General features: G+C 66.8%; 17 protein-coding genes. 8 read left to right on the forward strand and 9 right to left on the reverse strand.

What is annotated here, in order from left to right; genetic code table 11:
• Positions 1–43: 43 nt before the first annotated feature.
• The 6 genes from ACFWFZ_RS09460 to ACFWFZ_RS09485 form a co-directional block, all read right to left on the reverse strand.
• A complete protein-coding gene (locus ACFWFZ_RS09460) occupies positions 44–397 on the reverse strand; it encodes a hypothetical protein (protein WP_387118978.1) in 354 nt (117 codons plus the stop codon).
• A gap of 35 nt (positions 398–432) precedes the next feature.
• Positions 433–1,020, reverse strand: a complete 588-nt coding sequence (locus tag ACFWFZ_RS09465; RefSeq protein WP_387118981.1) for a class IV adenylate cyclase — start codon at positions 1,018–1,020, stop codon at positions 433–435.
• Positions 1,020–1,691, reverse strand: a complete 672-nt coding sequence (locus ACFWFZ_RS09470; protein ID WP_387118984.1) for a class I SAM-dependent methyltransferase — start codon at positions 1,689–1,691, stop codon at positions 1,020–1,022. Before ACFWFZ_RS09470 ends, ACFWFZ_RS09465 begins: the two co-directional genes overlap by 1 nt.
• Positions 1,609–2,250: a hypothetical protein gene (locus ACFWFZ_RS09475; RefSeq protein ID WP_387118987.1), complete on the reverse strand. Its 642-nt coding sequence runs from the start codon at positions 2,248–2,250 to the stop codon at positions 1,609–1,611. The genes ACFWFZ_RS09470 and ACFWFZ_RS09475 overlap by 83 nt, the downstream gene beginning before the upstream one ends.
• On the reverse strand, positions 2,243–3,145 hold the full coding sequence (locus ACFWFZ_RS09480; RefSeq protein WP_387118990.1) for a radical SAM protein: 903 nt from the start codon (positions 3,143–3,145) through the stop codon (positions 2,243–2,245). The genes ACFWFZ_RS09475 and ACFWFZ_RS09480 overlap by 8 nt, the downstream gene beginning before the upstream one ends.
• A 110-nt stretch (positions 3,146–3,255) precedes the next feature.
• Positions 3,256–3,948, reverse strand: coding sequence for an HAD family hydrolase (locus ACFWFZ_RS09485; RefSeq protein WP_387118993.1), 693 nt, complete (start codon positions 3,946–3,948; stop codon positions 3,256–3,258).
• Positions 3,949–4,043: 95 nt separating this feature from the next.
• Between ACFWFZ_RS09485 and ACFWFZ_RS09490 the strand changes: the two genes are divergently transcribed.
• Entirely contained in the window at positions 4,044–4,817 is a 774-nt protein-coding gene (locus ACFWFZ_RS09490) for an XRE family transcriptional regulator (protein ID WP_387118996.1), read from the forward strand.
• The gene (locus tag ACFWFZ_RS09495; protein WP_387118999.1) at positions 4,804–5,271 is read left to right on the forward strand and encodes an NUDIX hydrolase; all 468 of its coding nucleotides are present in this window, start codon (positions 4,804–4,806) and stop codon (positions 5,269–5,271) included. The genes ACFWFZ_RS09490 and ACFWFZ_RS09495 overlap by 14 nt, the downstream gene beginning before the upstream one ends.
• On the opposite strand, the gene ACFWFZ_RS09500 is transcribed toward ACFWFZ_RS09495, so the two are convergent.
• A complete protein-coding gene (locus ACFWFZ_RS09500) occupies positions 5,259–5,822 on the reverse strand; it encodes an HD domain-containing protein (RefSeq protein ID WP_387119001.1) in 564 nt (187 codons plus the stop codon). The genes ACFWFZ_RS09495 and ACFWFZ_RS09500 overlap by 13 nt on opposite strands.
• Before the next feature lie 113 nt (positions 5,823–5,935).
• On the opposite strand from ACFWFZ_RS09500, the gene ACFWFZ_RS09505 reads away from it, so the two are divergent.
• The 5 genes from ACFWFZ_RS09505 (at position 5,936) to ACFWFZ_RS09525 (ending at position 10,770) form a co-directional block, all read left to right on the forward strand.
• Complete coding sequence (locus tag ACFWFZ_RS09505; RefSeq protein ID WP_387119004.1) at positions 5,936–6,679, forward strand: creatininase family protein; 744 nt, start codon at positions 5,936–5,938, stop codon at positions 6,677–6,679.
• 273 nt (positions 6,680–6,952) lie between these two features.
• Complete coding sequence (locus ACFWFZ_RS09510; protein ID WP_387119007.1) at positions 6,953–7,435, forward strand: NUDIX domain-containing protein; 483 nt, start codon at positions 6,953–6,955, stop codon at positions 7,433–7,435.
• A gap of 126 nt (positions 7,436–7,561) precedes the next feature.
• Positions 7,562–9,238, forward strand: coding sequence for an Eco57I restriction-modification methylase domain-containing protein (locus tag ACFWFZ_RS09515; RefSeq protein WP_387119010.1), 1,677 nt, complete (start codon positions 7,562–7,564; stop codon positions 9,236–9,238).
• Between the two features lie 12 nt (positions 9,239–9,250).
• Entirely contained in the window at positions 9,251–10,018 is a 768-nt protein-coding gene (locus ACFWFZ_RS09520) for a PaeR7I family type II restriction endonuclease (protein WP_387119013.1), read from the forward strand.
• A 155-nt stretch (positions 10,019–10,173) separates the two neighbouring features.
• On the forward strand, positions 10,174–10,770 hold the full coding sequence (locus tag ACFWFZ_RS09525) for a GNAT family N-acetyltransferase (RefSeq protein WP_387119016.1): 597 nt from the start codon (positions 10,174–10,176) through the stop codon (positions 10,768–10,770).
• A 160-nt stretch (positions 10,771–10,930) separates the two neighbouring features.
• Here the strand turns inward: ACFWFZ_RS09525 and ACFWFZ_RS09530 are convergent, their stop codons facing one another.
• Positions 10,931–12,760, reverse strand: coding sequence for an ATP-binding protein (locus ACFWFZ_RS09530; protein WP_387119019.1), 1,830 nt, complete (start codon positions 12,758–12,760; stop codon positions 10,931–10,933).
• A 436-nt stretch (positions 12,761–13,196) separates the two neighbouring features.
• Between ACFWFZ_RS09530 and ACFWFZ_RS09535 the strand changes: the two genes are divergently transcribed.
• The gene (locus ACFWFZ_RS09535; protein WP_387119230.1) at positions 13,197–14,267 is read left to right on the forward strand and encodes a DUF6615 family protein; all 1,071 of its coding nucleotides are present in this window, start codon (positions 13,197–13,199) and stop codon (positions 14,265–14,267) included.
• Positions 14,268–15,175: 908 nt separating this feature from the next.
• On the opposite strand, the gene ACFWFZ_RS09540 is transcribed toward ACFWFZ_RS09535, so the two are convergent.
• Positions 15,176–19,264 (reverse strand): amino acid adenylation domain-containing protein, encoded by a 4,089-nt coding sequence (locus tag ACFWFZ_RS09540; RefSeq protein WP_387119022.1) that lies wholly within the window; start codon positions 19,262–19,264, stop codon positions 15,176–15,178.
• Positions 19,265–19,290 lie beyond the last annotated feature (26 nt).

Consider the following 19,290-nt stretch of genomic DNA (forward strand, 5'->3'; position numbering starts at 1 on the left):
GGGCCGCCCCCGTGGCCGTGGGGTTTCACCACGGGGGCGGGGCTCAGGGGCGGCGCAGGCGCTGTCCCGGCGCGCGGTGCCGTCCACTGCTGGGCTCGGAGGACGTCTCCATGCCGGGATGTGGACCGGGTTGCGCCGGGCGGGTCGGCTCGTCGCCGAGGAGGATCGCCTGCCAGACCCGCTCCTGTAGCTCCTGGATGCAGGGCCCACAGGCGTACATCGGGGCCTGCGCGCCAGCCACGCTGACGGGACCGATCCACAGGACGCGGGTCCACTGTTGGCCGCAGTAGAGCCAGCAGCGGCCGTCCTCCCACCGGTTGCCGTCGTCGGTGGCTGCCGGGGCGGGCAGCCCGCCGCGTGCGAAGTCGGCGATGCCGGGGATCACTCGGGGAGGCATGGCGAGTTCCAGAAGCACTGCGCGGCCTTCACGGTTCAGTCGGCCTGAATGGCCACGGGGGTGGGGTCGGCCTTCTCGGCGTCTGAGAAGAGGAGGGTGGGCTCGGCGAGGATGTCGCGGCCGGCCTCGCTCTTGTAGATCTCGTCCACGCTGCCGAACCGGGCGTCGGTGTAGTTGAGTTCGAGCAGCGCGGCGGCCTGGCGGACGGACGCCTCGTCGGGGCCCTCGATCTCGATGAAGGTGGGGAGGTCGGGCCAGGTGTCGAAGTCGAAGGCGACCTCTCCCAGGCGCCACTCCTCGCGGTAGTTCTCCTGGTACCGGACCTCGCGCAGGCCGAGCCGACGGAGGATGTCCGCCATGGCGTGCAGGTCGGCGATCTCGGTCTCGATCTCGGTGGTGCCGTCGATCGTCGTGGAGTCGGTGACCTGCTTGAGTGTGAGCGTGGAGCGGGTGCCCTCGTCCCGCAGGCGGAGCCAGGCACCGCCGTCCAGGTTGTCGTTCTCGAAGATCTTGCGGGTGAGGAGGGTCCGGGGGAACGCCTGGACGGCGCCCAGCCTGGTCAGCCTGTCCTGGAGGTCGGCGACGTCGACGGCCAGGAACTTCGCCTCGTACTCGTGCTTCATCAGTCCTTCTTCCCGTAGCGGTGCAGGGTGGGCGTACGGGCCGCCAGGAGCAGGCCCATGCGGTGGGTGTGGTCCTGGAGCTGCCCGACGTGGGCCCGCTCGGTGAACTCGGTCGTCCGCAGCGTGAGCAGGACGTCCCAGTCGCCGATGAAGTGGCGACGGAGCTTCTCGGGGGACGTGTAGTGCTCGACCAGGAAGTGGCGCTGCTCGACAGGCATCATGAACTCCGCGCCGAACAGGCCGCCGGGACGCACGAGGCGCTGCATGCGGTCGACGAACTCGGCGAGCGGGCGGTGGTGGTTGGCACTGTAGTGCCACGAGCAGCTGGTCCAGACGGCGTCGCAGGGCGAGTCCAGCGGGTCGCCGGTGAGGAAGTCCTCCTCCACCACCTGCACGCGGTCGTACAGCTCCTCCAGCTTGAGCCTGTCGATCAGCCCCAGCGCGTGGGCGTGCTCGTCACCCGGAAGGTGGACCTCGCCACCGTGCAGGGCGAGCGGGTCACGTTCTATGGCGACGACGCGGTAGCCGGCGGCGGCGAGCGGCAGGATGAACTTGCCGTCACTGGCTCCGACGACGGCGACCGTGGCGTCAGGGGCGGTGTGCTCCCTCAGCGCGGCGAGGAACTGGGGGAAGAAGGTGAGGGTGTGCTCCCACAGGCTCTGAGTCTGCACGGGCGTGCGCTCCTTGGGTGTCGGTGGCGAGGATCGCCTGGATGACCTCGTCGGGGCCGCGGCCTGTGGTGTCCACGCGGTGCATCGGGAACGGGGCGTAGGCGTCGGTGACGCGGCCCGAGGCGCTCTCGACCAGGGCGTCCCAGCGGGAGTCCGGCTTGTCCCGGCCGGTGAGCCGGGCCTGGCGCTCGTCCTCTTCGCACTCCAGGTAGTACGTGACTGGCTGCGGCAGATCGGGCGGCAGCGTGATGCCGAGGCGGGCGCCGAGCGCATGGTGGTTGGCCAGGCAGCGGGCGAAGTAGCTCTCCACAACGACCGGGGTGCCGGCGGACAGGTACCGCCGGATCTCGTCGGCCGCGGTGAACAGGGCGGAGAGGTAGAAACTCATCCGGGCCTCCACGTTCTCCCGTCTGTCCACCTCCCTCCGCAGCGGTTGGTAGAAGGCCGGCACGGTCGGGACCAGGACGGCTTCCCGGGCTGCGGCCAGCATGGGGGCGATGGTCGACTTGCCGGTGCCGCGCAGCCCTTCGATGCTCTCGAAGCGCGGGTGGTCAGACACGGGCGTACACCACGTCGGGCACCGCGAGGGTGAGCTCGTCGGTGGCGGTGGGGCGGTGGACGATGTGGTCGGCGAGCTTGTCGTACCAGAAGGCGTGGGAGTCCTTGCCGACGGCCTTGCAGGACATGGTCAGCGCGCCGCGCGGATCGGCTTCGATCCGTTCGATCTCCACCGGCCCGCCCACGGGGGCACAGATCTCGGGGGCGCCGTCTTCGGACAGGTCCTCGTCGACGATCACCTCGATGTCCAGCCGGGTCTCCTGGAGCTGCTCGCGCAGCCGGGCGTATGCGGCGGAGTCGGTGATCAGCAGTTCCGGGTGGTTGGCGGCGTGGCCGACCGGCCGTAGGCAGTGGAGCTTGAGCTGGCGCGCGCCGAGACCCTGGAGGGTGCGGGCCAGGGGCAGCACCTCGTCGATGTTGCTGGAGGTGACCGTCATGGTCGCCCCGGTGCGGACGCCGAGCTCCCGGGCGAGGTCGAGAGCGCGCAGCGCGCTCTCGTAGCTGCCGGCCTTGCGGATGTGGTCGTTGGTCGAGCCGATGCCCTCCAGCGAGATCCGCAGCAGGTCCACGTACGGGGCGATCTCGGTGAGCCGGCGCTCGATCCGGTAGCCGTTCGTGCAGATCTCGACCTGGAGGCCCAGCTCCTGCTTGGCGTGCCGGACGACGCGGGCGAGCTCCTTGTAGACGAACGGCTCGCCGCCGAGCAGGGTGACGGCCTCGGTGCCGTACTCCTCGCGCATGAGGGTGAGGAGGTTCGCGGCCTGCTCGGCGGTGAAGGTGTCGGCGTGCTGGAGCCGCGTGCCGTGGAAGCAGTGCAGGCACTCGAAGTTGCAGCGGTACAGCAGCTGCAGGTACAGCATCCGGATCCTGCGGATCCCGGTGACTTCCCCGATCACGTGTGGGCCCCCTTCGGCCAGTCGCCTCGTTGGAGACCTGATCGTGGCCGAGGGGGCTGGGACCGCATCACCGCGTATACGGACGCTCCCGAGGACGTCCCGGGACGTTTTCAGTGCCCCGCGAAGCCCTCCAGGAGCGCGATGACCCGTTCCGTGTCCGACAGGTCTGGCAGTACAACGAACGCACCGGCAGCAGCCAGCTCGTCGGCGCTGTGGATACCGGAGGCGACGGCGATGATCTCCGAGCCGGTGGCGAGGGCGGCCTCGACGTCCCGGGGGGTATCCCCGATCAGCACGACCGGGACGTCTTCACCTACGCCCCGTAGGCGCTGGGCCCGCTCCCGCGCGACCGCGACGAGGTCGGGCCGCTGCTCGGCATCGGCCCCGTAGGCCCCAACAGGCAGATCCAGCAGCGGATCGAGATCGAAGGCGGACAGCTTCACCCGGGCATTGGCCGCGATGTTCCCGGTCAGCACCGACGACACCCAGCCGGGATGCGCCGCTGCCACCAGAAGTACGTCGCGCACTCCTGGCAGCGCCATCCCCCGACGGCGCAGATCCTCCCGGCGCCTCTGGCCAGCCTCGGTGAGAGCTGTCTCGACCAGGTGCCACTCAGGCTCGTCCAGCCCGTGCTCCTGGAACATCCCGCGCATGATGAGCCGATCCGTCCTGCCCTCCGTCCGGGCCGACCCCACAGGGGCGTGACCGACGAGGGCTGAGAAGGCGGCGGCATAGATCTCCTTGCTGACGCCTGCGTTCTCGATGAGGGTGTGGTCGATGTCCCATAGGACGATGAGCTGCATGGCGTCAGCGTAAGGACAGTCGTCTTTCCCCATGCCGCAGGAACGTCCCGAAACGTCCTTGCCCGATCACTCCCGGCTCCGCTTGCATGACACCTGTGAACGAGCGACTGCACTCCGTACTCGCCCAGCGTGGCGTCTCCCCCGAGTCGCTCGCCGAGCTCTGCGAGGTGGACCCCAAGACCGTTGGCCGCTGGCTCGGCGGTCGCGTGCCGCACCCACGTCACCGGTTCCGGGCCGCCCAACACCTGCGGGTGGAGGAGTCCTTCCTGTGGCCCGCCCCACAGCCACGGGCGACCAAGCCCACCGCCGCGTTAGGCAGCGAGCTGATCGGCACCTACGAGAACCGCGCCAGCGTCCCCCGGGACATGTGGTTGACCCTCCTCCAGGAGGCACGGGAGCAGATCGGAGTGCTGGTGTTCTCCGGCACGTTCTTTGCCCAGTCCAACCCCCAGGTCGCCGAGATGCTCGCCGAGCGGGCCGCCGACGGCGTCCGCGTACGCCTGTGCTTCGGATACCCGGGCGGACAGGCCGTCGCCATCCGAGGACGCGAGGAAGGCATCGGCGACACCCTCGCCGCCAAGATCCGCGCCTCCCTCACCTACTACCGCCCACTGCTGCCCGAGACCGGCTGCGAAGTGCGGCTCCACGACACCACGCTCTACACGTCCTTGTTCCGCTACGACGACCACCTGCTGGTCAACCCACATGTGTGGGGCCGACCCGCCAGCGCCAACCCCCTCCTGCACCTCAAGAGGGCTGACGGCGCAGGGTGGTTCGACAACTACGCTCAAAGCTTCGAAGCCGTCTGGGCCACCTCACGGCCCTGGACTCCCGACCAGGAGGGGACCGCCGCACATGGGCAGGACTGAGTACTACAACGACCCCGCCGCACCGAAGGCGAACACCCTCATCCCCGCGAGCAACCTGCTCGTCGTCGACGAGAGCGGCGCCATCCTGCTCCAGCGCCGCCGCGACACCGGACAGTGGGCCCTGCCCGGCGGAGCCCAGGACATCGGCGAAACCGCGGCCCAGTGCGCGGTACGCGAATGCCTGGAGGAGACCGGCATCGTCGCCGAGATCACCGGCTTCCTAGGCGTCTACACCAACCCGAAGCACATCGTCGCGTACGCCGACGGCGAGATCCGCCAGCAGTATGAGAACACCTACATCGGCCGCCCCATCGGCGGCGCGCCCACGATCAACGACGAGGCCGACGACGTCCGCTTCATCCAGCCCGCCGACCTCGACCAGTACGACATCCACGCCAGCATGCGCCAGCAGATCGGCGACTACCTCGCCGGCACGTACCCCTACCTCGGCTGAGCCACCAGCGCCGCCTCCACCCGTGCCACCGCCGCGAAGATCTCCGGTGACGCCCGACGGACGAAACGCCCAATGAGGCTGTCCGCCCCGTAGCGGCCTTCAATCTCCGCCACCCGCTGCTTGGCCGTGGTCGGTTGGCCGTCGGGCGTCGTCGTCATGTCGCAGTACACGAGCGCGTCCACCAGCAGCGGCTCGTCCAGCAACGGGAATTCGCGCTCCAGCGCCTCCCTCAGCCCGCGCTCCTCGCTCTCCAGCAGCGCAAATGAATGGTTCGCCACCAACCGCACCAGCCGCTCGTCCGCACCGTGCTCGTCACGCAGGAACCGGGCCCCGTCGAGGGGATGGAAACCCGTCTCCGCCAGCCGGGGCGCGTAGCCAACGTCGTGCAGCACCGCGGCCGCAGCCAAGAGTTCAGCATCCCCTCCCAGTACATGGCCCAGCCCGGTCGCACGAGCCGCCACCCCTTGCGAATGCGCCCACCGCTGGGGAAGCACGCCGCTGAGCTCCTTCTCGGCTACCTGCCTTGCCCAGGCCAGCATCGTTTCGTCCATGGCCCGTCGATGCCCAGCAAGGGTCAAGGTCAGTCCCATGTCGGCATTCCGGCACGCCTGCAGCAAGTCACCACGGAGGATGAGGGCGGAGGGAAGCCCAACCGAGGAGTGCCGTGAACCTGCTACCGACCACCACCAGCTCGGACATCCAGGAACAGCGGCCCTCGCTGGCTGTTCTCCCCATAGGCTCCTTCGAACAACACGGCCGCTACCTCCCACTGATCACCGACACGGCTATCGCCTGCATCATCAGCCAGGAGATAGCCAGCACTTACCCGGTGCACTTGCTGCCGCCCATCACCATGTCGTGCAGCCACGAACACGCCGGCTTCCCCGGCACCGTCAGCATCAGTGCCAAGACGCTCTACGCCGTGATCGACGACATCCGCGCTTCCCTCGCGCGCTCCGGCATCTACAAGCTGGTGATCGTCAACGGCCACGGTGGAAACTACGTCCTGTCCAACGTCGTACAGGAGGCGAACGTCGACGGGCCCGCGGTCTCCTTGTTTCCCCTCAGCTCCGACTGGGACCGAGCCCGCGACGAAGCCGGCCTCGTTTCCGACCGCCACGCCGACATGCACGCCGGCGAGATCGAGACCTCGATCCTTCTGGACGCCGCCCCCGAGCTGGTCCGAAACGGGTTCGCCGATGCCGACCACGACGGCGGCAGCCGTCCATTTCTGCTGGTCCAGGGCGTGAGCGCGTACACCGAATCTGGGGTGATCGGTTTCCCTTCTCTCGCCACACCGGAGAAGGGCAAGGCCGTAATGGACAGCTTGCGGATCAGTTTTGCGCGGCACCTGGATGCCCTGGGCGAAGCCAGCAGAGTGAGCGTTCCCTCAGTTCGCCCGTCGTAGGAAAAGACAACTGGTGCAACCGACCTGCCCGTGGAGCGGGGCGTACGGCGCAGCCTCGAAGTCGCCAGGACGCTGAGCTCCTGGAACGGCACCGACGAAGGCCTGGCGGTCCAGCTGGAACCGGAACAGGCCGCCCCGAGCAGGTGCACCACCACTACCTGAGCCCGGAACCGGTCATCGGCTGGATACGCGGCACCAGGGGCCGGCCTGCCCATCCCGTGGCAGACCTGGCCCGCAGACTGGGCATAGTCGCGGGCGGCTAGGGTCCGATCCGTGAGCGATAACGAGCACGAAGCGAAGATGGCCCGCCCCCGCATGGCGGCTGGCGCTCTCTTCTTCGACGAAGCCGATCGAGTCCTCCTCGTCGAGCCGTCCTACAAGGACTACCGCGACATCCCCGGGGGCTACGTCGAGGAGGGGGAGTCGCCCCGGCAAGCCTGTGTGCGTGAGGTCCAGGAGGAACTCGGCATCGCACCGCACGTCGGCCGCCTCCTCGTCGTCGACTGGGCGCCGAACCCCGGTGAGGGAGACAAGGTCCTCTACCTCTTCGACGGCGGCCGCCTGAGCGCCGACGACCGCCGGCAGATCGCCCTGCAAGCGGACGAGCTCCGCGGCTACGACTTTCACCGTCCCGAGCAGGTACCAGGGCTCACCATCCCCCGTCTCGCCCGCCGAATCGCGGCAGGCATCGAGGCCCGAACGAACGGCCTGACCGCCTACCTGGAACACGGCCAGTCGCCGGAAACAGGGAGCTGACCACGCGCTTGCATCGATGGGCACCTCAAGGCGGTCGGGGAAGCCGTTAGAGGATGAGTGATCTCCTGGTCCACCCGTCCGTGGACAAAGACGACCGGGAAAACCAACCCTTGTACTGTCGTAACCGTGGCCACTCTTTTCTCGCTCCCCGACGACGTGCATGACCTCCCGGATGTGCCCACGGAGGCGGTGGAGCACGGCGAGGTCTTCACGCGGCGGTGGGTGGTTGATCTCATTCTCGACCTCCTTGGCTACACGGCCGACAAGGATCTTTGCGACCTGAAGATCGTTGAGCCGGCCTGTGGCGGTGGCGCCTTCCTTGGTGCAATCGCTTCGCGGATCAGTGCCTCATGCCGTGCGCACAAGCGCCCGATCACGGACGCGCTCGATGCCGTGCACGCCTTTGACCTCCTGGACCGCAACGTGCGTGACAGCCGTGCGCTGGTCGTGAATGAGCTACTCGATGCAGGAGAGCTCCCGGAGGAGGCCCGGAAGGTAGCTGAAGCCTGGATCGGACAAGGCGACTACCTGCTGCAGCCGGACACGGACCTTCGCGCCGACTACGTCGTTGGCAATCCTCCGTACATCCGTCTCGAAGATGTACCGGACGGCCGCATGGCGGCCTATCGCAGCGCTTGCTCCACCATGGGCGGCCGCGCCGACATCTACGTCGGCTTTTACGAAGTCGCGCTCCGGAGCCTCAACCCCGGTGGACGCCTGGGCTTCATCTGTGCTGACCGTTGGATGCGAAACCAGTACGGCCGTAAGCTCCGGCAGTTGGTGACCAAGCAGTTCAGCATGGACCTGGCCCTCGTGATGCATGACGTCGACGCGTTCGATGATCAGGTTTCGGCCTATCCCGCGATCACCATCATCTCGAACAGTGCCCAGGGCGGAGCAGTCGCCGCGGACACCACACGATCCTTTGGGGCCAAGCAAGCCCAGGAGTTCGCCGCCTGGTATTCGTCCGCTGAGCCGGAGTCGATCGCTGGGGACTCGTTCCAAGCTGCCCGTATGCCCCATTGGTTCCCGGATGAGGACTCGTGGCCAGCAGCCTCCCCCGCGAGGCTGGCAATCCTCGAAGACCTCACCGAGCGCTTCCGGCTCCTGGAAGACGCGGAGACTGGCACCAAGGTAGGCATCGGCATCGCCACTGGTGCCGACAAGGTCTTCCTCACCAAGGACGCGGACCTGGTCGAGGATGATCGGCTGCTCCCCATGGCCATGGTCCGCGACACCACCAGTGGCAGGCTGAGCTGGGACGGCATGCGCTTGGTCAACCCCTGGACAGCCAGTGGTGACCTGGTCGACCTCGACGCGTACCCCCGCCTCGCCGCGTACTTCGAGGAACACAGTGAAGCCCTGCGCAAGCGGTACGTCGCGGTCAAGCAGCCCGAGCGCTGGTACAAGACCATCGACAAGGTCGATCACCGCCTCACGCGCAGGCAGAAGCTGCTGTTTCCGGACATGAAGCTGAGGATCCATCCGGTCCTCGATGAAGGCGGCCTGTACCCTCACCACAACCTGTACTTCATCGTCTCGGATGTCTGGGACATGCGCGTACTCGGTGGCCTGTTGTTGTCCAAGGTCGCGGAGGCATTCGTGGAGGCGTACGCGGTCAAGATGCGAGGGGGGACCCTTCGCTTCCAGGCGCAGTACCTCCGCAAGATCCGCGTGCCCAACCCGGAAGCGATCGACGAGAGCGATCGGGTTGCTCTGGCAGAAGCCTTCGACAAGCGCGACGTGCAGGCAGCCACCGAGGCTGCGCTGCGCGTCTACGGGCTTGCTGAGCTGCCTGACTAGGAGGAACGGATCTTGACGGTCACCCGCCAAGACTTCGAGGACGCCGTCGCGGCGTACTGGGGCGCCAAGCAGACACAGATCGATCAGTCTGCGATCAAGGCCGCAGTCGGGGCCGGTACGGCAGGCTCCGTGCGGGGCGGCAAGCACTTCGATCCCATCGCCGCGCTCCTGGCGAAGTTTTTCCTCGACGCCGGCTACCCGCCCGAGAGCATCAGGATCACGAAGCCGCAGGGCTTGGAGCTGCCCGGCTACTACAGGCCGCAGAAGCAGTGGGACGTAGTCGTGGCCTACGAGAATACCCTTGTTGCGGCCTTCGAGTTGAAGGCGCTCGGCGGACCGTCGTTCAGCAACAACTACAACAACCGAGTCGAAGAAGCGCTCGGAAGCGCCGTCGATCTACGTAGAGCGGCACTCGCCAATCTGTACCCGGGCGAGAAGCCTTGGCTCGGCTACTTCTTCATCATGCAGGACGAGGAAGGTTCACGTCGGCCGGTACGGACAGCCAAGGGCGCCCTGCCAGTTGAAGAGATCTGGCATGGCACCTCCTATCAGGACCGCTTCGGCATCTTCTGTGAACGCCTCATGGCCGAGCAGCTCTATGACTCGGTGTGCTACGTGACGTCGTCGGCCACTGACCCCAAGCCGACCGAGCCTGTCTCCAGCCTCGACTGGCGACACTTCTCGGCGGCCATAAACGCGCGTCTGACCTACCTGGAGGAGCTCGGCCTTCCGAAGCCGGAGGGGCCGCAAAGCACGCTCTTCAGCGGTCCAACGAGCTGAGTGAAGTCATGGGACGCAAAGCGAGAGAGCGTGCCACAGCTCTGGCCCTGCGCCGCAGGCTCACCGCCGAAGGTGTGGTTGTCCGCGCGGCCCGCCCAGGCGAAGGAGCGACCGTTCGGCAGCTGGTGCTTCCTGTGGATCCCGAGCATCCCGAGATGTTTGACAGCCTTGCAAGCATGATCGACTCTGGGATCCGGGTGCCCGCTGTAAAGGGCAAGTCCGTCCACCTGGTTGTCGAGAACGGTCGGGGAAAGCTCGTCGCGGCACTCTCAGCCATCTCGCCCTTCGACTGGCTGCAGGGCATAAGCGAGATCAAGCAGCCGATCAAGGACGCGCTGGCGCGGTCTGTCGTAACGGTCGAGGCATTGGCGGTAGCCCCTGCCGCCCGTGGAATGCAGTTGGGGCAGCAGCTCCTCAAGCGAGCTGAAGAGCTGCTCCGGGCAGAGGGATGCCGGCTGTTGATAGCAGACTTCGAACCGTCGCGCCCGCACCTCGCTGGCTACTATGCACGGGCGGGATTCAGCTTGCTGCCCGAGGGCCGAGCCATGCACGTTGGGCTGCCGGGCGGTGTGATCCTCCCTCGCGAGTCACACACCGACTGCCGAACGTCTTGGAAGGCCCTCGCCACTGGGATCACGGTGGAGCCTGGGCTCATGGTGCATGAGCCCAGCCAGCCGCCCGCGCCTGTGCCGGGAGGTGTCCTCGTCGGTGTACTGCCTTCCAACTGGGCGACTGTAGACGTGGAATCTTAGCCAGTTGGCGGCAGGGCCATGCTCTGGCAAATTACGAAGGGATTTGCCAGAGAGGATCACCGGTAAAGAATGCTTCGCGTGGGCGTTCCGGGCCACCAGGAAATTCGGGTCGCTGCTGCAGCGCGCCCGGTAGGGGCGTTGTTTCCGGAGGTGCCGACATCTATTTCTGGTTCAGCAGGCCCTCCATTGTCTTGAACCAGCCCACCGCTTCGTCGAGGACTCCCATATCCATCAAGTGCTTTGCGGTGATTCGGTCAGCGTGCGCGCAAAGGCGCGCTTTCACATTTGCAGGCCGGAGAGGCGTTACGCCGCTTGTGGCCTTGAGTATTTCTGAAATCTCCTTTGCGAAGTCGCTGGTAGCGCGACTTTTCGGCGTGAATGAAATGCCTGGAAAGATACCCTCAATGACGTCGGTTGGGAAATAGTTCTCGATTTCCCGAAAGTGGGTGTGGGTGGCTATTACGTTGCGTCGCTTGTTCAGTTCTTCGAGCTGCTTTTGATGGGCGATCTGGTCGGGTTCATCTGCTGTGTTGTCCCTGTCGAACAGGTAGAACTCAGGAACCCCGAGATCCTTCCAGCGGCTCACCCAATGGCCCAGATTATCCCCGCCCAGAGGGATAAACACCGCACTGCCGTCGCTGACCAGGTCATCAAGGTCGAGGTCGATGAAGCCGGCTTTGTGGAGTGAGGTGGCGACACCGGTAAGGAACTGGATGTCGTGTACGCCCTCTACGCCGATGAACAGCTTTACATCGTGATCAGGCAACACGCCGAGATCTCGGGCGAGCTCCTCTACGGCGAAAGGGTCCGGATTTAGGACGGACACTTTTCCATCCGACCTTTTGATTCGTCTCAAACTTTGGATGGGAATCATTCTCGCAAGGGTCGGCGAGTGCGTCGTCACGAATACCTGACTCCCTTCCAGTTTACTGAGGGTGAGCAGGCTGGAGAGCAGTTGCCGCTGCATGGTCGGGTGTAGTGCTGTCTCAGGCTCTTCGATCGCGTAGATAGTAGGCCCATTGCGATCGTGTTGATCGGTACTGGCTTGCGCTCGGAAGAAATTCATAAGGAGCAGTCGACGTGATCCGCTTCCCCACTTGTTGACAGGTACGGCTTCATCGTCGGTGAGGCTGATCTTGAAGACCGACTCCCACTTGGGTCGTGTGGAACGTGGCGCAAGACTGGACGCTAGCTCTGGATTGATCTCTGCCATTCCGCGAACTGTCTCGTCAAGGACAGGCTGAAGGGCGCCGTGGATCGCGGAGGCGATGTCATTTAGTGCTGTCTCGTGTTGTCTGATCGCGTTGGCTACAGCCGACTTGATCGGATCCTGGGCCTCACTATCCTGGTCGGTGCTGGCGCGATCGGCTCGAAACAGAGCGTAATGTGGCAGCTCCTTTCGGATGCTGTCCCAGATTTTTTTGTCGTCTTCCTTTGTGATGACCAGGTCTCGTTCATCTATAAGGAGATCGTCGCAGTGCGTCCAGATTGCCTGCCTGATCTCCACGTTGCTCGACTTGTTCACTCCCGATAGGTCGACGCCAAGAGAAATGGCCCGGCTCTTGAGCTCCGCATTCTTTAGAGACAGCAGATCCTCGTAGCCTTCCGCACTTGGGTGGCGGCAGAGGATGGTGGCCTTTGATTCCTTCGGAGTAGCAAGTCGGCAGTTGTAACTCTTGCGAACAACCAGATACCCGGCATCGTCGAGTAGGTATTCCTGTGCGAGAGTTGTTGTGGCCTGGGCGTCGATAACCAACTCTGAGCCGGTATCTGAAAAGGTGCATTCGATCTCGATGTCCTGATCTTCTGCCCCCTTGCAGAGGTCATCTTTATCCGGGGCTCGACCCGAAAAATAGATATCGAGGGCCTCAAGCAGAGTGGACTTGCCGGAGCTGTTCATTCCGGCCAATGCCGTGAAATCCGCTAGCGAAACGGAGACTTCATCGTTGAAGCCGCGGAAGTTGCGCACCGCCATCCCGACAAGTTTCATCAGGTCCTGCCCGTTCTCTCGCGCGCTCCTGTGTTGCTAACAGGATTCAGATGATGCCGATGAGTCGGGTGTGTCGCAACCGGTTTGGCCGCGAGAGCCCGTTTTGAGGTCTATTTTCGTAGTTTCCCGATAATTCCGGAAACGAGCAAAATGTCTCACGTGTGGCTCATTGTGACCTCGATGACCGTGGAGTATCTCGCGCTTTGACCGGCTGAGGGTGCCGCCGCATCCCGGAGGTGTCTCTTATGGCAACGATGGCGGCGGCCGGTGCCTACTTTTGTAGGGTCGGAACGTGGCTTCTTGTGGCCCCCGCACGACCTGCAGCGCCGCCCCAGCCTGGAGTTCCGTGCGGCAACGCGGACGCGTGCCGACGTGGCGCGATGTCGTAGGGCTTGTGAAGCCGGACACGTGCAACATTGAAAGGTGAGGCGAGTTGGTGCTCTGCACTTGTGGTCAGCAGATCGATGAGAATGACACTTTTTGCCGTATCTGCGGAATACGCGTGTCTATGGTCGGTTCGCTGTGCGGAACCCTCAGCCGCCGCGCCGAACTGACCTTTCAGGCACTGGCCGCTGAACACCGGAAAGGTTGGCCGTCGAGCGAAGTGACGCATACCGAGGAGAACCTGCGGGCCATCGACCAGGCCCATGGGGACCGGGTAGCGATCCGGCCGTTCACGAGTGACGAGGAGCGCTTGAACGGTGCGGACTGGGAGTGGTGGTTTCACGCTGGCGACACGGGATTCGGCATGCGCATCCAAGCGAAACGTGCCAACCGAAACGGCGGCTACGACCTGAGGTACCGGCCAGATGGCGAAAAGTACCAGAATGATCTGCTGATTGAGGATGCTGTAGCGACAGGCTGCCTTCCCGCCTATGTCTTCTATAACCACCTCAACTGGCCGCAGTTCCGATCTGGAAAGCCGTGGGTGGGTTGTGAGCATGGCCCCTTCAACGAGGGGCAGTTGGGTTGCACCATAGTGTCAGCCCTGGTTGTCAAGCGGACCTTGCGCGGCGCGCGTGCAAGTTCGCGATATGTGAAGGATCGCAGTCGCCCTTGGAACCGCATCCTGTGCGACGGGAGCGCGTCGGAGGTGCCGAGCCTGGACACCTCCTACATGCGGGCGCAGCTCCTGCACCAGGCAGCTCTTGCGGAGCTTGAGAAGGATCCGGGGCGCGCGGGCACCTCTACATCAATAGCCAGACTTCCGACCCGGTCGGCTTTGCCGACGGAGCCGGGCCCAGAGGGTCGCCGTCAGCGCATCAGTAAGGACGGCCTGAGGCGAGACGACGGTGAGATGAGCACGCCTGATGCTGCAAGGCCCAGCCCGGCGGAACGTGCTTTGAACCGACAGCTGAGAGAAATGGCGGAGCGTCCGGTGAGTAGGCTTCCGAAACGTGTGCGGGCCATGGTTCGTGGTGCCGAGGTGCCACCGCCTGACGATCGGGCCGCAGGAGCAGTTCTGGTGGATCTTGGCCCTGTCGGGGAGCGAGACCTACACATGTGAACCAAGAAGCCCGAACCCCGACTCTCCCGGCGAGAGCACAGCGAGCGGCCTGAGCCCGTCCCTGGCGGCAGTGAAGGGGCCGGCCGTGCGTGAGCGCTGCGTGAGCGGACGGGGTGGCACAGCGTGGATTGGGTGGTACGCGGGGGCCGGGCTACACCTTGCTGACCTGGGGAAACGGGATTCGGTGGTACGGCCCGGCACCAGCTGGGATGATCTTGTGGGGCCTCGTAATGCGTAGGTCTCGGGTTCGAATCCCGAAGGCGGCTCGGATCAGCCCCAGGACTCACTCGCCGTGACCTGGGGCTTTTTCATGCCCTTTACCCGAGCGGACCTGCGCCAGCGGGGGTCCGGAAGCTTGTGTCGTGAGCATGCGTGGGCGACGGGGCTGCCAACCCGGGGAACACGGGTCTCGCCCGCCGGTGGTCTCCGGTCGGCGGCCCGTCGCGACAAGGCGGAGGTAGCGGCGCAGGCCGAAGGCGCGGCGGTGCTCCGTGCTCGCGGTGGCGAGCTGGGTGACCATCAGGTCGTGGGTCGTGGGTTGTGGCGGTGTCGGCGAGTTGGGCCTGGCGCTGGAGCAGCACTGTGCGCTGACGTCGCGTGGCCGTCTGGTGCTGTTGCTTCTCTTTGTTGATCTGCTGCTGGCGCGTGGTGATGCGTTGCTGGAGCTGCTCGCGTTCCGGACAGGCGGCACCCTCGGCCTGAGCGATCTCCGCTTCGTGGCGCTTCTTCTGGGCGGCGACCTGCTGACGGATCGTGGTCCGCCCGGAGGCGGCTCAGGGAAACCCCAGGTCGCGTTGGTTCGTGACCTGGGGTTTTCTGTTGCCGGAGTGGGCGGGATGCCGTCCGGAGGCCCCAGGTCGGATGGAGCGACCTGGGGCCTCTGGGGTGCCGTGCGCCGACCGGTTCGGTCAGGCCTCGTCTGCGGCGAGGAGTGCCTTGGCGGCCAGCTGGACGCCGGGGGCGCGCAGGAAGGTGTAGTGGTCGCCGGGGACGCGGACGGTTCGGGTGTCCGTGCCGAGGAGGGCGGTCCACAGGGCCGACAGGTCCGGGGACTGTTCGGCCGAGACCACCACGACGGGGGCCGCGACGGGCTCCGGGCGGTGTCCGCCGATCAGGGTGATGTGGGCCTTGAACACCTGGAACCTGCGGTTGATGTCCTCCTGGACCTCCTCGGTGTCGCCCGAGCCGCCGGTCAGCTTCTCCCCGAACCAGCGCAGCTGCTCGGCCACGGGCGTGGTCTGCGGGTCGGGCAGTTCGCCCGCGTCGGGGCCGAGGGCCCGGGCGCCGTCCAGGACGAACTGGGCCGCGAAGGCCTGCTCGCCGACCCCGGAGACGTCCTCCGCGGAGAAGGGGGTGTCCAGCAGGCCGACCAGGGCCACCTCGGCGCCCGACGCCTCCAGGCGGCGGGCGACCTGGAGGGCGAGCAGGCCGCCCATCGACCAGCCGGCCAGGCGGTACGGGCCCGACGGCTGGGCCTCGCGGATGGCCTCGGTGTACGCGTCGGCCATCTCCTTCAGGTCCTGCCGCGGCTCGCTGCCGGCCCGCAGGCCCGCGGCCTGCACGCCGAGCACCCGGTAGCGGTCCTGGAGTTCCTGCATCAGCCCGAAGTACGGGTACACGGTGCCGCCGACGGCGTGGATCAGGAACAGCGGGTCGCCGTCGGTGCGCTCCGACAGGGGCACGATGGTGTCCGAACCGGGGGCGACGGCGCCGGTGTTCGGGGCGGCCGGGGCGGCCGCCTCGTCCAGGGCTTCGAGGTCGTCCAGCTCGTCCAGCGGGGCGTCCTCCAGGCCGTGCTTGGCGACCAGGGCCGCGGCGAGCCGGGCGGGCGTGGGCGCGAGGAAGATCGCGGTCACGTCCGTGTCGACGCCGAGGTCCTTGCGCAGACGGGTGATCACCTGCATCGCCTGGAGGGAGTTGCCGCCCATCTCGAAGAAGTTGTCCTCGATACCCACCCGCGGGAGCTTGAGCACGTCGGAGACCATGTCGGCCAGGACCGTCTCCAGGATGGTGCGCGGCGCGACGTAGTCGCCCGAGTCCCCGGGTCCGTCGGGGGCGGGCAGGGCGGTGCGGTCGACCTTGCCGTTGGCGTTGAGCGGGAAGGTGTCGAGGATGACCAGGTGGGCGGGGACCATGAACGCGGGCAGCTGCTCGCCCAGGTGCCCCCGCAGGTCGCCGACGGTGACGGCCGGCGCGTCGGGGTTGGTCCGGGCGTAGCCGATGAGGTTCTTCTGGCCGGCCTGGTCCTCGCCGACGATGATGATGGCCTGGGCGACGGAGGGGTGGGCGGCGAGCACGGCCTCGATCTCGCCGAGCTCCACCCGCAGGCCGCGGATCTTGACCTGGTGGTCGAGGCGGCCGAGGTACTGCAGGTTGCCGTCCGGCAGGCGGCGGGCCAGGTCGCCGGTCTTGTACATGCGCGCGTCGGGGGCCTCGCTGAACGGGTCCGTGACGAAGCGCTCGGCGGTCAGCTCCGGCCGGCCCAGGTAGCCGCGGGTGACGCTGGCGCCGCCGATGTGGAGTTCGCCCGCGACGCCGACCGGTACGGGGTTGAGGTGCTTGTCCAGCACGTAGGCCGTGTAGTTCGTCAGCGGCAGGCCGATCGGCGGCGGGTCGATGCCGTCGTCCTGGCACCGGGCCATGGTCGAGCCGACCGTGGTCTCGGTGGGGCCGTAGCCGTTGATGAAGCGCATGCCGGGGCGCGCCCAGTTGCGGACCAGCTCGGAGGAGAAGGCCTCGCCGCCGGCGATGACGACGCGCAGGCTCGGGAACTGCTCCTCGGCCAGCAGGTTCAGCACGGCCGGGGGCAGGCACATGAAGGTGATGCCCTCGCCGCGGATCAGGTCGGCCAGCCGCGGCGGGGAGAGCAGGGTCTGCGTGCTGCCGAGGACCAGGGTGGAGCCGGACAGCAGCGCGCCGAAGATGTCCAGGACGGACACGTCGAAGTTGAGCGAGGCGAACTGCAGGATCCGGTCGCCCGGGCCCAGCGGCCAGAACTCGATCTCGGCGTAGCAGAAGTTGACGGCGTTGCGGTGCTCGACGACCACGCCCTTGGGGCGGCCGGTGGAGCCCGAGGTGTAGATGACGTAGGCGACGTTCGACGGGCTCGCGAGGGCCTCGACGGGGCTGTCGTCCAGCGCGGTGAGTTCGTTCCAGGACCGGTCCAGGTCCAGCACCGTGACGTCGTCGGTCGGCACCGCGGAGGCGCTGGCCTCGTCGGTGAGGACCACGGTCATCTTCGCGTCCTCGACCATGAAGGCGAGGCGGTCGGCCGGGTACTCCGGGTCCAGCGGCACGTAGCCGCCGCCGGCCTTGAGGATGCCCATCAGGCCGACGATACGGCGCACCGTGCGCTGCATGCTGACGCCGACGAGGGACTCGGGGCCGACGCCGAGCTCGCGCAGGCGCCGGGCGACCTGGTTGGCGTGGGCGTCGAGCTGGGCGTAGGTCAGGCCCTCACCGTTGAGTTCGACGGCCATGACGTCGGGGTGGGCCGCGACCTTGGCCTCGAAGGCCTGGTGCAGGTTCCAGTCGGGGAAGTCGGCCGTGTCGCTGTTCCAGGCGACGAGCTCCTGGTGCAGCTCCGCCTCGGTCATGATCGGGAGCTGCGAGATGCGGGCGTCGGGGTCGGCCAGGAGGCCGTCGAGCAGCGTCTCGAAGTGGCCGAGCAGGCGCTGCGCGGTGGCCGCGTCGTACAGGGCGGTGGCGTAGCTGAGGTTCAGCCCGAGCCGGCCGCCGCTCTCGACGGCGGAGACCAGCAGGTCGAACTTGGCCGCCTCGGCCGGAAGTTCCTCGGAGGCCCAGGTCATGCCCGCCGGACGCAGGTCCCGCTTCTGGTCGTCGGAGAGCATGAAGCCGACCTGGAACACGGGGGAGCGCGAGGGGTCGCGGGGGGCCTTGGCCGCCTCCACGATCTTGGCGAAGGGCAGGTCCTGGTGCCCGAAGGCGCCCAGCGTGGCGGTCTTGGTGCGCTCCAGGACCTCGCGGAAGGTCGGGTCGCCGGACAGGTCGACCCGGACCGGCAGGGTATTGATCAGGTAGCCGATCACCGGCTGCAGCTCGGGGCGGCTGCGGTTGGCGCTGACGGTGCCGACCACGATGTCGTCCTGGCCGCTGTAGCGGTGGAGCAGGACGTGGTAGGCGGCCATCAGGGTCATGAACAGGGTGGCGCCCTCGTCGCGGCCCAGCGCGGTGAGCCGGGTCAGGACCTTGTCGCCGAGGTCCCTGGACTCCGTGGTTCCCCGGTACGTCTGGACCAGCGGGCGGGGGCGGTCGGTCGGCAGCTGGAGTACGGGCGCGCCCTTGAGGTTCTCGCTCCAGTACTCGGTCAGCTCCTGCAGCGTCTCGCCCTGCAGCCGGTCGCGCTCCCAGACGGCGAAGTCGGCGAACTGGATGGGCAGCTCGCCCAGCTGCGCGGCCGTCCCGGCGACGGCGGCGGAGTACGACTCGGACAGCTCCGCCAGCAGCACGGGGAAGGAGGAGCCGTCGAAGACGGTGTGGTGCACGGTTATCAGCAGGACGTGGTGCTCTTCGTCGAGCTGCTGCAGCAGCGCGCGGAACAGGGGTCCGCGCTCCAGCTCGAACGGGCGGGCCGTCTCCTTCCCGGCCGTCGCGCGCCAGGCCTCCTCGACCTCGTCCGCGGCGACGTGCCGCTGGTCGACGAAGGCCAGCTCGACCGGCGCGGCCGGGTCGATCACCTGGACGGGCGCGCCGTCCACGGTGACCAGGCGGGTGCGCAGGGCCTCGTGGCGGGCGACGAGGGCGTCCAGCGCCGCACCGAGGGCGGCGCGGTCGAGGGCGCCGGTCATCCGTAGGGCGCCGGCGATGGTGTAGGTGGATTCCCCGGGAGCCAGCTGGTCGATGAACCAGAGCTGCTCCTGTCCGTACGAGAGCGGCAGGTCCTGCAGCGCGGGCGAGCGGCGGGGGATCGAGGAGATCGGGGGGGCCGTGCGACGCAGCCTGGCGGTCAGCGCGGCCCGCTGGGAATCGGTCAACATGACTGGGTAGTCCTTCTTTCAGGCAG

The sequence above is a fragment of the Streptomyces sp. NPDC060232 genome (assembly GCF_042726555.1).
GTDB lineage: Bacteria > Actinomycetota > Actinomycetes > Streptomycetales > Streptomycetaceae > Streptomyces.